The 13883-nt window shown below is 74.3% G+C and carries 13 protein-coding genes and 1 pseudogene; 6 read left to right on the top strand and 8 right to left on the bottom strand.

Annotated elements, in window-relative coordinates; translation table 11 throughout:
• Positions 1 to 204 precede the first annotated feature (204 nt).
• Positions 205 to 561 (bottom strand): ArsR/SmtB family transcription factor, encoded by a 357-nt coding sequence (locus tag ACFHWT_RS30405; protein WP_416598086.1) that lies wholly within the window; start codon positions 559 to 561, stop codon positions 205 to 207.
• Here ACFHWT_RS30405 and ACFHWT_RS30400 point away from each other — a divergent pair.
• Positions 560 to 1639, top strand: coding sequence for a cation diffusion facilitator family transporter (locus ACFHWT_RS30400; protein WP_416598085.1), 1080 nt, complete (start codon positions 560 to 562; stop codon positions 1637 to 1639). The genes ACFHWT_RS30405 and ACFHWT_RS30400 overlap by 2 nt on opposite strands.
• A gap of 6 nt (positions 1640 to 1645) precedes the next feature.
• Here the strand turns inward: ACFHWT_RS30400 and ACFHWT_RS30395 are convergent, their stop codons facing one another.
• Positions 1646 to 2062, bottom strand: a complete 417-nt coding sequence (locus tag ACFHWT_RS30395) for an FBP domain-containing protein (RefSeq protein ID WP_416598084.1) — start codon at positions 2060 to 2062, stop codon at positions 1646 to 1648.
• A 151-nt stretch (positions 2063 to 2213) separates the two neighbouring features.
• Between ACFHWT_RS30395 and ACFHWT_RS30390 the strand changes: the two genes are divergently transcribed.
• The gene (locus ACFHWT_RS30390) at positions 2214 to 2783 is read left to right on the top strand and encodes a TetR/AcrR family transcriptional regulator (RefSeq protein ID WP_416598083.1); all 570 of its coding nucleotides are present in this window, start codon (positions 2214 to 2216) and stop codon (positions 2781 to 2783) included.
• Between the two features lie 39 nt (positions 2784 to 2822).
• On the opposite strand, the gene ACFHWT_RS30385 is transcribed toward ACFHWT_RS30390, so the two are convergent.
• Together ACFHWT_RS30385 and ACFHWT_RS30380 are read right to left on the bottom strand one after the other, a co-directional pair.
• On the bottom strand, positions 2823 to 3800 hold the full coding sequence (locus ACFHWT_RS30385; protein ID WP_416598082.1) for a threonine/serine dehydratase: 978 nt from the start codon (positions 3798 to 3800) through the stop codon (positions 2823 to 2825).
• Between the two features lie 62 nt (positions 3801 to 3862).
• Complete coding sequence (locus ACFHWT_RS30380; protein ID WP_416598081.1) at positions 3863 to 4186, bottom strand: hypothetical protein; 324 nt, start codon at positions 4184 to 4186, stop codon at positions 3863 to 3865.
• A 182-nt stretch (positions 4187 to 4368) separates the two neighbouring features.
• Here ACFHWT_RS30380 and ACFHWT_RS30375 point away from each other — a divergent pair, with 182 nt between their 5' ends.
• Positions 4369 to 5415 (top strand): S1 family peptidase, encoded by a 1047-nt coding sequence (locus ACFHWT_RS30375; RefSeq protein ID WP_416598080.1) that lies wholly within the window; start codon positions 4369 to 4371, stop codon positions 5413 to 5415.
• 37 nt (positions 5416 to 5452) lie between these two features.
• Here the strand turns inward: ACFHWT_RS30375 and ACFHWT_RS30370 are convergent, their stop codons facing one another.
• Positions 5453 to 8137: an Hsp70 family protein gene (locus ACFHWT_RS30370; protein ID WP_416598079.1), complete on the bottom strand. Its 2685-nt coding sequence runs from the start codon at positions 8135 to 8137 to the stop codon at positions 5453 to 5455.
• Positions 8138 to 8197: 60 nt separating this feature from the next.
• Positions 8198 to 8608: a hypothetical protein gene (locus ACFHWT_RS30365; RefSeq protein ID WP_416598078.1), complete on the bottom strand. Its 411-nt coding sequence runs from the start codon at positions 8606 to 8608 to the stop codon at positions 8198 to 8200.
• A 130-nt stretch (positions 8609 to 8738) separates the two neighbouring features.
• On the opposite strand from ACFHWT_RS30365, the gene ACFHWT_RS30360 reads away from it, so the two are divergent.
• Positions 8739 to 9440 carry a thymidine kinase gene (locus ACFHWT_RS30360; RefSeq protein WP_416598077.1) on the top strand — a complete coding sequence of 234 codons (702 nt, stop codon included), beginning with the start codon at positions 8739 to 8741 and terminating at the stop codon, positions 9438 to 9440.
• 9 nt (positions 9441 to 9449) lie between these two features.
• Here the strand turns inward: ACFHWT_RS30360 and ACFHWT_RS30355 are convergent, their stop codons facing one another.
• The gene (locus tag ACFHWT_RS30355; RefSeq protein WP_416598076.1) at positions 9450 to 10460 is read right to left on the bottom strand and encodes a reductase; all 1011 of its coding nucleotides are present in this window, start codon (positions 10458 to 10460) and stop codon (positions 9450 to 9452) included.
• Positions 10461 to 10576: 116 nt separating this feature from the next.
• Between ACFHWT_RS30355 and ACFHWT_RS30350 the strand changes: the two genes are divergently transcribed.
• Both ACFHWT_RS30350 and ACFHWT_RS30345 read left to right on the top strand, forming a co-directional pair.
• Complete coding sequence (locus ACFHWT_RS30350; RefSeq protein ID WP_416598075.1) at positions 10577 to 12391, top strand: acyl-CoA dehydrogenase family protein; 1815 nt, start codon at positions 10577 to 10579, stop codon at positions 12389 to 12391.
• A gap of 98 nt (positions 12392 to 12489) precedes the next feature.
• On the top strand, positions 12490 to 13494 hold the full coding sequence (locus tag ACFHWT_RS30345) for a TerC/Alx family metal homeostasis membrane protein (RefSeq protein ID WP_416598074.1): 1005 nt from the start codon (positions 12490 to 12492) through the stop codon (positions 13492 to 13494).
• Between the two features lie 22 nt (positions 13495 to 13516).
• Here the strand turns inward: ACFHWT_RS30345 and ACFHWT_RS30340 are convergent.
• Positions 13517 to 13870, bottom strand: a pseudogene (locus tag ACFHWT_RS30340) (tyrosine-type recombinase/integrase); the annotation flags it as partial.
• Positions 13871 to 13883 lie beyond the last annotated feature (13 nt).

The following is a 13883-nucleotide window of genomic DNA, read 5'->3' as shown; positions in this document are numbered from 1 at the left end:
GGGCACGCCGAGGGCGAGCAGGTCGTCGACGTCGTCGGCCAGGTCGAGCTGCACCGCGGCGAGCCGGCCGTCGATCCAGTCCCGCACCCAGGCCAACCACTGCGGATCCCGCCACCGTCTGTCGTCCACGGCCGGTGATGCTAGTCAGCCGTCGACGTCGGCCGACACTCGTTCTAGCCGGCCGGGCCAGCCGGCAATGTGGGATCAGTCGTGGTCGGGGGCTCCGGTCAGGTAATGGTCGGCGGCGTACAGGGCCTCGGTGACCAGGCGGCGGACGTGGCCGCCGCGTGCCCGGTAGAGCACCCGGCGGCCGTCACGGCGGCTGGCGACCAGGCCGGCGAGCAGCAGTTTCGCCAGGTGCTGCGACACGGCGGGGCGGGCGGCGCCGACCGCCGCCGCGAGGGTGCCGACGTCGTGTTCGCCGCCGCGCAGCTGCCACAGCAGGCGTAGCCGGGTCGGGTCGGCCAGCATCTTCAACGCGGTCACCGCCGCGTCGACCTGCGCGCCGGTCGGTTGCTGCTGCCCATCCGTGGCACCTGCAGCGTTGTCGCGTGCGTACATGAGCACGTATTCTGCCATCGCCATGGACCACGACCACCACCGTCACGACCACCACCCGCACGGTCACCGGCATCCGGTGCGGCGAGCCTGGTGGCGACGGGCGCTGCACCGGCTCACCCCGCACACCCACGACACCGCCGCCAAGGTCGACGACTCCCTCGAAGCGTCCCGCGACGGACTCCGCGCCCTGTGGATCTCCCTGGCGGTCCTCGCCGCCACCGCCGCCGCCCAGGCCGTCATCGTCGCCGCCAGCGGCTCGGTGGCGCTGCTCGGCGACACCCTGCACAACGTCACCGACGCGCTCACCGCCGTACCCCTGGCGATCGCGTTCCTGATCGGCCGGCGCGCCGCCACCCGCGCCTACACGTACGGATTCGGCCGCGCCGAGGACCTCGCCGGCATCGTCATCGTGGTCGTCATCGCCGGCTCGGCGATCGCCGCGGGCTGGACCGCCGTCGACCGGCTGATCCACCCGGCGCCGATGACCCACGTGCCGTGGGTGGCCGCCGCCGGCGTCGTCGGCTTCGCCGGCAACGAGATCGTCGCCCGCTACCGGATCCGGGTCGGCCGGCGCATCGGCTCGGCCGCGCTGGTCGCCGACGGGCTGCACGCCCGTACCGACGGGTTCACCTCGCTGGCCGTCGTCGCCGCCGCCGGGGGCGCGGCGGCCGGCTGGCAGTGGGCCGACCCGCTGGTCGGCCTCGCCATCACCGTCGCGATCGGGTACGTGCTGCGCGACGCCGCCCGCGAGGTGTACCGGCGGCTGATGGACGCCGTCGACCCGGCCCTGGTCGACACCGCCGAAACGACCCTGCGCGCGGTGCCCGGCGTCCGCGACGTGACAGCGGTACGGCTGCGCTGGATCGGCCACCGGCTGCACGCCGAAGCCGACCTCGTCGTCGACGCCGACCTGAGCCTGCTCGCCGCGCACGAGGTGGCCGCCGACGCCGAACACCAGCTCACCCACGCCGTGCCCCGGCTGGTGTCGGCGACCGTGCACACCGACCCGGCCGGGCACGCCGGTGCGCACCACCACGTCACGTTGTCGCACCGCCGCCGGGCCGCGACGCTGCGGTAGAAGCTGTCAGCCGGTCACCTTGGCGACGAACGCGGCGACGGCGGCCAGGGTCCGGGCGGTCTTCTCCTGCAGGGTCAGTGACTCCTGCAGTCTGGCCCCCGGGCCCGGGTCCTTCTTGCCACGCACGTACAGCGAGCAGGCGAGGTCGCTGCACAGGTAGGTGCCGACCGAGTTGCCCTGCTGGCCGGCCCGGCCCGCCTTCGGGGCGACCATCAACGACACCCCGGCCTGCGGCGCGGTCAGGCAGATCGAGCACATGTTGCGCCGCAGATGGCGGGCGGCCGCGTCGGGGCAGCGCAACGCGACCGCCGCGGGCCGGCCCGCCAGCTCGGTGACCAGGTAGGCGCGGGCCGGCGACTGCGGATCACGCCAGCCGAGGAAGTCCAGGTCGTCCCACGGCCGGCCGGCGAGGTCCCGCGGCACGTACAGGCGTTTCGTCTCCCCCTTGGTGCGTTGACGAACGCGGCGCGGATCTCCTGCTCGGTCAGTGGCGTCATACCGGGCAGGCTAGTTTGCCTAAAGGTGTTAGGCAAACGCATAATCGATGTCGGTTCGACGGAGGAGGCAGGTACGGGTGGCACGGGCCGGACTGAACGCGCAGCGGCTGACCACGGTCGGCGCGGAGCTGGCCGACGAGATCGGCTTCGACCAGGTGACCGTCTCCGCGCTGGCCCGCCGCGTCGGCGTCGCGGTGGCCAGCCTGTACGCGCACGTCCGCGGCTCCGACGACCTGAGGATCCGGATCGCCCTGCTCGCCCTGACCGAGCTCGCCGACCGGGCCGCCGACGCCGTCGCCGGGCGGTCCGGCAGGGACGCGCTGGCCGGGCTCGCCGACGCCTACCGCGACTACGCCCGCGAGCACCCCGGCCGCTACGCCGCCGCCCGGGTGCGGCTCGACCCGGCCTCCGCCGCCGCCAGCGCCGGCGGCCGGCACACCCGGCTGCTACGCGCGGTGCTGCACGGCTACCGGCTGCCCGAACAGGAACAGACCCACGCGGTACGGCTGATCGGCGCCACCATTCACGGCTACCTCGACCTGGCGGCCGCCGGTGGGTTCAGCCACAGCGACCCCGACCCGCAGGACAGCTGGCCCCGGATCCTGGACGCCCTCGACGCCTCGCTGCGCCACTGGCCAGCCGACTGACCACGCCGGCGCGGTCGATGCCCAGTTGATCGGCCGCAGTCAGACCAGTTCGAACCGGCGGGCCCAGCCGGCCAGGTCGGCGACGGTCACGTTGCCGCCGCAGACCACCAGGCCGAGCCGGACGTCCGGGCCGACCCGCTCGATCACCCGGCGGGCGGCGGGCAGCAGACACCCGGCTGCCGGTTCCGCCCACACCTTGGCCTGCTCGGCCAGGTCCAGGCTGCCGCGCACCGCCTCCGCGTCGGACACCACCAGCACGTCGGCGACCAGTTCGGTGACGTGGTCGTAGGTCAGCTGCGACACCGTCGGCGCGCTCAACGTCGACACGATCGAGGACAGCTCCACCGGCAGCGGGCCGCCGCGCCCGCAGGCCTGCGCCATCGCCGCCGCGCCGTCGGTCTCCACCCCCCAGACCCGTACGCCGGGCCGGCGGGCCCGCAGCGCGGCCGCCACCCCGGAGATCAGCGCGCCGCCGCCGACGCTGACCAGCACGTCCGTCGGCGCCGTCCGCTCGTCGGCGAACGCGTCAGCCGCCAACTCCAGCCCGACGGTGCCCTGCCCGGCGACCACCACCGGGTCGTCGAACGGATGCACCATCGCCAGCCCGTCGGCCTGCAACCGCGCCGTCAGGTCGAACGCCTCCGCCATCGTGTCGACCACCCGCACCGTCGCCCCTGCCGCGGAAGCGACCTCCACCGCCCGCTCCGGCGCGGAACGCGGCATCACCACCGTCGCCTTCACATCCAGGGCCTGCGCCATCACCGCCACCGCGATGCCGTGGTTGCCGCCACTGACCGCCACCACGCCGGCCGCCCGCTGCCCGTCGTCGAGGGTCAGCAGCTTCGCCGCCGCGCCCCGCGCCTTGAACGACCCGGTACGCTGCAGCAGCTCCAGCTTCGCCGTCACCGGTACGCCGAGCAGCCCGGACAGGCCGGGGCTGGGCACCGTCGGCGTCCGCACCACATGGTCGGCGATCCGCCGCGCGGCCGCCTCGATCTGCGCGACGTCGATGATCATCATGCCCTCCGGGTGCACTGGTCAGCAGCGCTACCAGTATGCCCACCGGTGCGGTGACCCGTTCACCCGCGCCGGGCCATTTCGTTCAGCACCACCGCTGCGGTCAACAGCGCCGTCGAGCCGAGCAACGGGACGTGCCCGGCCAGGCGGGACCGGATGTCACCACCGTCGTCCGCCGACTCCCGCCGCCGCCGTTGCGGCGTCGACAACGCCCCCAACAGCACCACAGCGATCGAGGTGGCGCCCAGCCCCATGACCACCAGTCCGGTCCACCGCTGCCCGATGTCCAACTGCCGCGCGACGGCGAACACGGTGAGTCCGACCGCGACGGCCACGACCACGGCCGCCCCGGCGGCGAACAACGAGTCCCGGTCCGGTCGCGCCATGTCGCCATTGTGGCAGGTCCACTCGCCACGGCCCGGGGACGCGGCACCGGTCAGCGCCGGGCACGTGGCCGATAGTCGCCCACAAATGGGCAATGGCACGGTGTGCACGGCCGCCGCCAGCGGCGATGATGATCGCCGTCCTGACCGGACATCTCACGTTGACCAGATCGCAGGAGGACTGTGTGAGGGACAAATCCACACCGATCAGACGGATCGGCACCACGCTGGCTGCCACCGCCGTACTCGTCGGTGGTCTGCTGGCGAGTCCGGCGGCCGCCGCCCCCGGGCCCGCCCCGGAACTCGGCGGTGAGGCGGCGTTGGTGCTGGCCGAGCGGTTGGGTGACCGGTCCGCCGGGGTGTACCGGGACGAGGTCACCGGTGATGTGGTGGTGACCGTGACCGATGAGACGGCGGCCCGTGTGGTGCGGGCGGCCGGTGGGGTGGCCCGTGCCGTCGAGCGCGGTGCCGGTGACCTGGCCCGGGTCACCGGTGCCCTGTCTCGGTCGGCGGCCGTGCCGGGGACCAGCTGGTACGCCGACCCGGTCAGCAACCAGGTGGTGGTCTCCGTCGACGCGACCGTCACCGGTACCCGGCTGGCGCTGGTCGAGGCGGTCGCGGCCCGTTTCGGCGACGCCGTCCGCGTCGAACGCGTCGCCGGCACGGTCGAGACCACCGCCGCCGGCGGCGACCCGATCTACTCCAACGGCCGCTGCTCGCTCGGCTTCAACGTGTACGACAGCGCCGGCCGGCCGGGATTCCTCACCGCCGGGCACTGCACCGAGTCGCGGACACAGTGGATGGTCGACGGGGTCGCCGACGCCGGCACCACGGTCGCCAGCAACTTCCCCGGCGACGACTTCGGCCTGGTCCGCTGGGTCGACACCACCGTCAAACGGCCCGGGGCGGTCAACATGCACGACGGGACGCTGCGGGACATCACCGGCGCCGGCAACCCGTACGTCGGGCAGACGGTCAGCAAGAGCGGCAGCACCACCGGGGTCACCACCGGCCCGGTCGTCGCGGTCGACGTCACCGTCAACTACTCGGCCGGTCCGGTGACCGGGCTGTTCCAGACCAGCCTGTGCGCGGACAAGGGCGACAGCGGCGGCGCGGTGTTCGCCGGCAGCACCGCGTTGGGTCTGCACTCGGGCAGCAACCGGGCCGAGTGCCGGGCCTACCACCAGCCGGTCGCCGACGCGCTGGCGGCGTACGGGATCGACGTCTACTGATGACCGTGGCCTGAGTGGGCGGGCCGGGCCCGCCCACTCAGCCGGGCCCGGTCACGGACAGCACCCGCACCTGATGGTCGGCGGTGACCACCGCGACGGTGTCGCCGCCGACCACGGCGTGCGTCACCCGACTGTCCGCTAGGTCGACGCCGACGTCGACCGGTGCGGTCCGTCGCCCGGTCGCCGCGTCCCACACCGAGACCTGCGGCACCGCCGTGCTCGACGCCGTGTCGACCCGGTGGCCCAGCACCACCACCCGGCCGTCGGCCACCGCCGCAGCAGCCCACCGGGTGTCGTCGTCGGCGGTGATCTCAGCACCGGCGTCGTCGAGCAGGCAGAAATCGTCAACCGTGCCGAACGTCTGATCACCAAAGACGATCCCACCTGGCATCGCGTACCAGTTGTCGTCGACGCCGGACTCGGTCGGGCGGTTCCACTTCTCATCGCCGGTGCCGATGTCGATGGCGATCGTGCGGTACACGCCGCCGTCGACCGCCGCGCACACCAGTCGCGCCCCGCACGGTTTGACCAGTTCGATGGTGTCGCCGGCCGGCAGCGGCACCTCCCAGACGCGGGTGAACCCGTCGAGGTCGTACGCGGCCAGCACGGCCCGCCCCGGCGACGCCTCGTCGGAGAGCTTGCCGATCGCGAGCCCTTCGTAGACGGTCCACGCGTCGTGGTCCAGCGGCAGGTCACCGCTGACTATCGGGTCGCCGTCGCCGGTGTCCAGCACGAACCCCCGGCCGCTGCCCTCACTCAGCTCGACGACACGGCCCGGTTCGGCGTGCCGGTTGTCCCGCAGCCCGTACCCGGTGGCCGGCAGCACCCCGGCGTCCTCGTCACCTTCCGTGCCGGTCCACCGGGTCGCCGCCCGGATCCGGGACGCGTCGAGGACCAGCAGGTCATCGTCGGGGGCGTCGCGTCGCCACCGCTGCTCGCCGGTGGTCAGGTCGATCCGGGCGACCGCGTTGTCGAAAATGCCGTCCTTGATCTCGACGATCACATCGGTGCCCAGCCGGACCACGTCGGTAAGGTCCTGCCAGCTGCGTTTCCACCGCACCGTGCCGTCGGCGGCGTCGAGCACGACCCGCATGTCGTCGCCGCCGTCGGTCGCCGAGTCTGCGGCGTCGACGACGAGCAGCTCACCGGCGGCGGTGAGCCGCACCTCGGTCGGTTCGACGTCCACGGTGGTGGTCCAGGCCGGATCGCCGCCGCCGGTCGGTACCGCAGTGACGGTGGTGCCGCCGACGGCGACCGCGGCGTACACGGCGAGGTCACCGGCGACGGTGACCGTCGACCCGCCGGTGCCGGCGGGCAACGTCACCTGGTGGACCTCGGTCAGGCCGCCTGCGGTGTCCCCGGTCTCGCCGTCGTCGTCGCGACCGAGCAGGCCGCCGACCAGGTTGTTCCCGCCCGGGTCGCCGCCGTCGTCGGCGCCGGTGATCCGGTCGAGCAGCCAGCCGTTGGTCAGGCCGATCCCGACGGCAACGGTCACCGCCACGGCCGCGGCGACCGCTGTCACCGCCCGGGCCCGCTGACGGCGGCGTAGGCGCTGCGGCGGGACAGCCTGCGGCGGGTGCGGCGCGGCCGGGACCGGCCCGGCTGGGGCTGCGGTCGACGGCGCCGCGACATCCGTCGACGGCGTGTGGTGCAGCGCACCGAACGCCACCGGCAGCTCCGGCTGCTCCGGCACCGACGGGGCGACCCCGAGCCGGGCGTGCAACCGGCTGGCGACCAGTGGCATGCGGCTCGCCCCGCCGACCAGCAGCAGCCCGGCCAGCCGCGCCGGGTCGACCCCGGCCAGCTGCAGCACCCGGCGGGTCTCGTCGACCGCCCGGTCGACCAGCGGCCCGGCGATCCGGTCCAGCTCCTCCCGGGTCAGATGCATCGGGTCGTCGCGCCCGGGCACCGTCACCGGTGCTGCCGAGGCCCGCGACAGCATCTCCTTGGCGGCCCGTACCTCAAACCAGAAAGCGAGCCGGTCACGGCGGTCGGCGGCGGTCACCGGCCGGCTGAGCCGCTGCCACAGCTGCGGGTCCCGGACCGCGACCAGGTGACCGAGGTGGGCGACCAGCGCCTCGTCGACGTCGAGCCCGCCGAGGTCGTCGAGCCCGCCGGTGGCCAGCACCCGCAGCCCACCGACGCCGCCCGCCGCGGATTCGTTGCGGACCACCGCCACGTCCAGGGTGCCGCCGCCGAAGTCGAACACGGCCAGTGTGCCGCCCGGCGGCACCTGCCGGCCCAGCACCCAGACACAGTAGGTGGCGGCCGCGATCGGCTCGTCGAGCAGCCGCACCGGCCCGAGGCCGGCCGTCGTGGCGGCCGCGCGCAGCAGGTCCCGACGTGGGGCGCCCCAATCGGCGGGGCAGGTCAGCACGGTGCCGCCGGCCGGATGCACGCCGGCGGTCGCGGCTTCGGCGGCGACCCGGCGCAGGGTCACCGCCAGCAGTTGGGCGACGGGCAGCTCCCGGTCGCCCAGCAGCACCGAGCCGTCGTCGACGCGCCGTTTCGGGTGCGGCTCGAACCGGTGCGGCTCCCCGGCGGCCAACCGCTGCGCGTCACGTCCGCTGTGGACGCCGCCGGCGGCGTCGATACAGACCCCGGAGGCCAGCAGCGGAGTGCCGTCGAACAGCAGCGGCCGAGGTGGCTCGTCGCCGCGGCGGACCACCGCGACGGTGTGCGTGGTGCCCAGGTCGACGGCGAGCCGTACCGGTCCGTTCACAATCTGTCTGTCCTCTCCCGGGTTGGTGCCGGCGTACACTCCCGCCGTCCGGCGGGGATGCTATCGGCCGGCCGCCACCGTCGTGTCGGCACCGAGCTGCTTCAACACCCGGGTACGCAGCGTCTCGTACTGTTCGCGGCAGCGGCGCGGCGGACCGTCCGGACGGTCGACGACCGTACCGCCGCTGATCCGCTCGTGCGGGCCGAACTGGTCGCGGGTCAGGTCGATCTCGACCACACCGAGGCGGTTCCACCAGTGCTGGCCGGTCCGCCGCCCACCGGTGCTCACCTCCCCGACCAGCAGCTCGCCGCCGAGCAGGTCGTGCAGCACCAGCGCGGTGACGCCGCACTGGCCGCGGGCCGGGTTGCCGGTGTGCCAGTCGGCCAGGTCGGCCGGATCGCAGGTGTCGGCCGACCAGGCGGTACGGATGACACGTTCGATGTGGGTGAGAGTCCAGGTGCGGGGGAACATGGCGGCAGATCCTGCCACAGTGGTCCGACATCGCCGTCCGGCCTGGGGGCCGAACCGGCATCGCCGCCTGACCCGGCGTCACGACCCGGGCCGCCGCTGCCGGCGGTAACGGCTAGTAAGCTGCCCGGTCGTGACCGACGACAGTCAGCCGAGGACAGCCGGGCCGGGCGGCGGCGACCAGTCCGCGTTGGCGACCGCCTGCCTGGCCGCCGGTGACGGACGGCTACGGCACGGGGCGGCGTTGAAGTTCTTCTGGGGTCCGATGGACTGCGGCAAGTCGACGCTGGCCCTGCAGATGGACCACAACCACGCCCGGCAGGGCCGCCGGGGTCTGGTGCTGACCCGCAACGACCGGTCGATGGGGCCGCAGGTGACCACCCGGATCGGGCTGGCCCACTCGGCGATCGAGGTCACCGACGACCTGGACCTGGTGGCGCTGGTGCGCGGCCGTTGGGCGGACGGCACCCGGGTCGACTACCTGATCTGCGACGAGGCGTGTTTCTACACGGTCGACCAGGTCGGGCAGATGGCCGACCTGGTCGACGGCTACGACGTCGACGTGTTCGCGTTCGGGCTGGCCAGTGACTTCCGGTCGGTGCTGTTCCCGGCGGCGCAGCGGCTGTTCGAGATCGCCGACGAGGTGTGCCGCATCCAGGTCGAGGTGCTCTGCTGGTGCGGCCGGCAGGGCCTGCTCAACGCCCGCGTCGTCGACGGTGTGGTGGCCCGCCACGGCGAGCAGGTGGTGATCGGCGACACCGTCGACCACTCCGACGTGCGGTATCAGGTGCTGTGCCGCCGGCACCACCGCACCGGCGACCTCGGACCCCGCTAGCCGACCACGTCAGCAGGCGGACGGCTCCGGTTCGGCGGCGGCGAGCAGCGCGGCCTCCTGACCCGCGTCGAGCCCCAGCGGCGGCAGGTCGGTACGCAGCGCCGGACGGTGGTCCACACTGGCCAGCCAGGCCCAGGTGTCGGCGACGGTCTCGGCCGCCGGCCGGCAGCGCAGCCCGGTGGCCAGTGCCCGGGACACGTCGCCGTGGTGCAGCGCGTCGTACAGCTCACCCGGGGGCAGCCAGATCGGCAGCTCGGTCCAGGGCGCGACACCGGCGGCGGCCACCGCCGCCGGATCGATCCACCGCAGCCGGGCGGACGCCCCGGTCACGTCGACGCAGTGGGTCAGCAGCTCGCCCATCGTGGTGTGGCCGCGCGGGCTGACCACGTTGACCGGCCCGCCGACACCGGCGGCGGCCGCGTCGAGCAGCCAGGCCGCCAGGTCCCGGGCGTCGACGTACTGCAGCGGCAGGTCGGGCGGCCCGGGTGCGGGCACGTCGCCGCCCCGGGCGACGCGGTGCAGCCACCACGGCAGCCGACCGACGTCCTCGTACGGACCGAGGATCAGCCCGGCCCGGGTCAGCAGCGCCCGGTCACCGAAGGCGGCGACCGCGGCGAGTTCACCGCCGCGTTTGGCGCGGGCGTAGGTGACGTCGCCGGCGTCATCGGCGTCCCCGTCGACCAGCGGCCCGGTCTCGTCGAGCCCGGCCGGCGGCGGGTACGCGTACACCGAGCGGCTCGACACGTACGTGAAGTGCCCGACCCGGTCGTACAGCAGCCGTGCCGCGTCGCGGACCACCGACGGCGCGCCGGCCCAGGTGTCGACGGCCAGGTCCCAGTCACCGGTGCGCAGCCCGGCGAGCCCGGCGACGTCCGTCCGGTCGCCGACGATCACCTGCGTGCCGGCCGGCGCCGGCCGGTGGCCGCGGTGCAGCAGGGTGACCGCCCAGCCCCGCGCCAGCGCCTCCTCGACGACGCACCGGCCGACGAACCCGGTGCCGCCCAGCATCAGCAGTCGCATACCACCACTGTGTCGCCCGGCGTGACCGTCCGGAAGACCGTCACGCTGCCAGCGAAACCCACCACAGGTTACTGTCGGGTAGTAATGGTCGTGCGTGGCGAGGAGGATCGATCATCGTGGACCGGTACGTCCAACCTGTGCCCGCCCCCGGCGACCCGTACCGCACCGACTGGCTGCTCGACCGGTGGCTGCGCCACCGGATCGCCCCGGCCACGCACACCGCCGCCCGGCCCCGGCTGGCCGCCCTCGCCGCCGACGTCACCGGTCCGCTGCGGGCCGCGCACACCGACGCCGAACAGCACCCGCCCCGGCTGGTCCGCTACGACCCGTGGGGTCGGCGCGTCGACCGGGTCGACACCTCGACCGGCTGGCAGCGGCTGCGGGCCGCCGCCGCCCGGCACGGCCTGGTCGCGCTGCCGTACCGCGCCGACACCCGCGCCGCCTTCGGCCCGGACGCCCGGAAGGTGCAGCACGCCCTGCTGCACCTGTACGCGCCGGAGTCGGCGACGTTCTCCTGCCCGGTGGCGATGGCCGACGGAGCCGCCGCGCTACTGCGCCACCCCGACGTCGACCCGGCGGTCCGCGACACCTGGCTGCCCCGGCTCACCGCCACCGACCCCGCCACCGCGATCACCAGCGGGCAGTGGATGACCGAAGCCCAGGGCGGCTCCGACCTGTCCGGGTCGACCACCGTGGCGCGCCCCGCCGTCGACGGCGACGGTTGGCGGCTCACCGGCGAGAAGTGGTTCTGCTCCGCGGTCGACTCGGCGGTCGCGGTCGCCCTGGCCCGCCCGGTCGGCGCCGCCGACGGCAGCCGCACGCTCGTGCCGTTCCTGGTGCCCCGCTACGCCGCCGACTCGCCGCTGGCCGTCGCCGGCACCGACCCGTACGCGCCCGCCCCCGGCGTACGGGTGCACCGGCTCAAGGACAAGCTCGGCACCCGGGCGCTGCCCACCGCCGAGGTCGGCCTGCGCGACGCGTACGCGCTGCCGCTGGGCGACCCCACCCGGCCCGGCCTGGCCCGGGCGATGACCCTGGTGGTGGTGACCCGGCTGCACAACGCCTCCGCCGCCGCCAGCGGGATGCGCCGCGGTCTGGCGTACGCGCACGCCTACGCCACCGCCCGCCGGGTCGCCGGCGGCCGGCTGGTCGACTCCCCGGCACACCGTGGCCTGCTCGGCACCCTCGCCGTCGACGCCGCCGGCGCGTTCGTCCTCGCCGGCCACGTGTTCGACCTGCTCGGCCAGGTCGAAACCGACGCCGACGGGCGGAGAACACCCGGCGAACCGGACGCCACCGGGGCGGACCCGGCGGCCGAGTTGCGGCTGGCCGCGCCGCTGGCGAAGCTCGCCACCGGCCGGCTCGCCGTCGCCGCCGCCAGCGAGTACGTCGAATGTTTCGGCGGCGCCGGCTACGTCGAGGACACCGGGGTGCCACGGCTGCTGCGCGACGCCCAGGTACTGCCGATCTGGGAGGGCACCACCACGGTGCTGGCGTTGGACGCGCTGCGGGCGGTGACCCGCGAAAAGGCCGCCGGGCCGCTGCTGGCCCGGGTCGACCGGGCGGCCGCCACCGCGTGCGACCCCGAGGTGGCGGCCGCGCTCACCGATGCCGCCGGGCGGCTGCGCACGGACCTGGCCCGGGTCGCCGCCGACCCGCGCGGGGCCGACACGGCGGCCGGCGCGCGCCCGCTGGCGCTACGGACGGCGTACACGCTGGCCGCCGCGCTGCTCGTCGACCTGGCCGACGGGCCCAGCGCCGACAGATCCGGCCGCGACGCGGACGCGGCGGACTCCGACGGCGGAGCGGCGGGTCGCGACGACGTGGACGCCGCCCGGGTGGCGGCCCGGCTGTGGACCCGACGCTGGCTGGTCGGCGCCGACATCGCCGCCGACGCCCACCGGCACCTGGAACTGCTCAGCCGGGGTTGAGTCCCGGCGACCGGGCATCGTAGCGCAACGTCCCGGATTGTCCACCAATGCCGTGTGTCGGCACGCGCGACGCCGCCGACGGGTGCACGATCTCTGACATGGGTTCGCTGGAGATCGGCCCGGGCGTGTGGGCCGTCACGATCGTCGTCATCATCGCGCTACTCGCCCTCGACCTGGCGGTCGCGGCGATCCGCCCGCACGCCGTCGGGTTCGGCGAGGCGGTCGCCTGGTCGGTGTTCTACGTCGCGGTCGCCGTCGTGTTCGGCCTGGTGTTCATGGCCTGGGCCGGCGGCGGCTACGGCACCGAGTACTTCGCCGGCTACCTGGTGGAGAAGAGCCTGTCCGTCGACAACCTGTTCGTCTTCGTCATCATCATCAGCACCTTCGCCGTGCCGGAGGAACACCAGCACAAGGTGCTCACCTTCGGCATCATCGCCGCGCTGGTCATGCGGGCGATCTTCATCGCCGCCGGCGCCACCCTGCTGAACCTGTTCTCCTTCATGTTCCTCGTCTTCGGTCTGCTGCTGATCTTCACCGCCGTGCAGTTGTTCCGACACCGCAACGAGGACCCGCAGGTCGACGACAACGTGCTGGTCCGGGCCACCCGCCGGGTGCTGCCGGTGACACCGGACTACGTCGATGGGCGGCTCGTCACCCGCGTCGACGGTCGCCGCGTCGTCACCCCGCTGTTCATCGTGCTGATCGCGATCGGCAGCACCGACCTGCTGTTCGCCCTCGACTCGATCCCCGCCGTGTTCGGTGTCACCCAGGAGCCGTACATCGTCTTCGTCGCCAACGCCTTCGCGCTGATCGGGCTGCGGGCCCTGTTCTTCCTGGTGAAGGGCCTGCTGGACCGGCTGGTCTACCTGTCCACCGGGCTCGCGCTGGTGCTGGCGCTGATCGGCGTCAAACTGGTGCTGCACTGGGGCCACACCCTCGACGACCGGGTCCCCGAGGTGCAGACCCCGGTGTCGCTGGGGCTGATCCTGGTGATCCTCACCGTCACCGTCGTCGCCAGCCTGGTCAAGGTCCACCGCGACCCGACCGCCCGCGCCCACGCCGGTTCGCTGCGCGGCCACGACGACCAGCGGCGGCAACGGTGACCCGTCGGATCCGGTGAGACGCTCAGCCGGACGCGGCGGCGCGGGCGGCCCGCGCCGCCGCGATCCGGTACGCCGGATCCCGGTCCAGGTTGTACCGGTCCCGGTCGTACCGGCGGGTGGTCCGCGGATCAGCGTGCCCCATCGCGTCCTGCACGTCCTCCAGCGGCACCCCTTCGGCGCGGGCGGTGGTGGCGAACGCGTGCCGCAGCGAGTGCGGCGACAGCCGGTCCCACGCCGGCAGACCTGCGGCCCGGGCCAGCCGCCGGACCAGCCGGAACACGGCGTGCCGGTCCAGCCGTGCGCCGCTGGCGGTGGCCAGCAGCGGGCCGTCGAGGGCGTCGGCCGCGACACCGGCGGACCGGGCCCGGGCGGCCAGTTACGCGTCGAGC

It is taken from the genome of Micromonospora sp. LOL_021, from assembly GCF_048060215.1.
Taxonomy (GTDB): Bacteria; Actinomycetota; Actinomycetes; order Mycobacteriales; family Micromonosporaceae; genus Micromonospora_E.
Note: the sequence above shows the minus strand (reverse complement) of the source record. Positions and strands in the feature narration are given on the sequence as shown.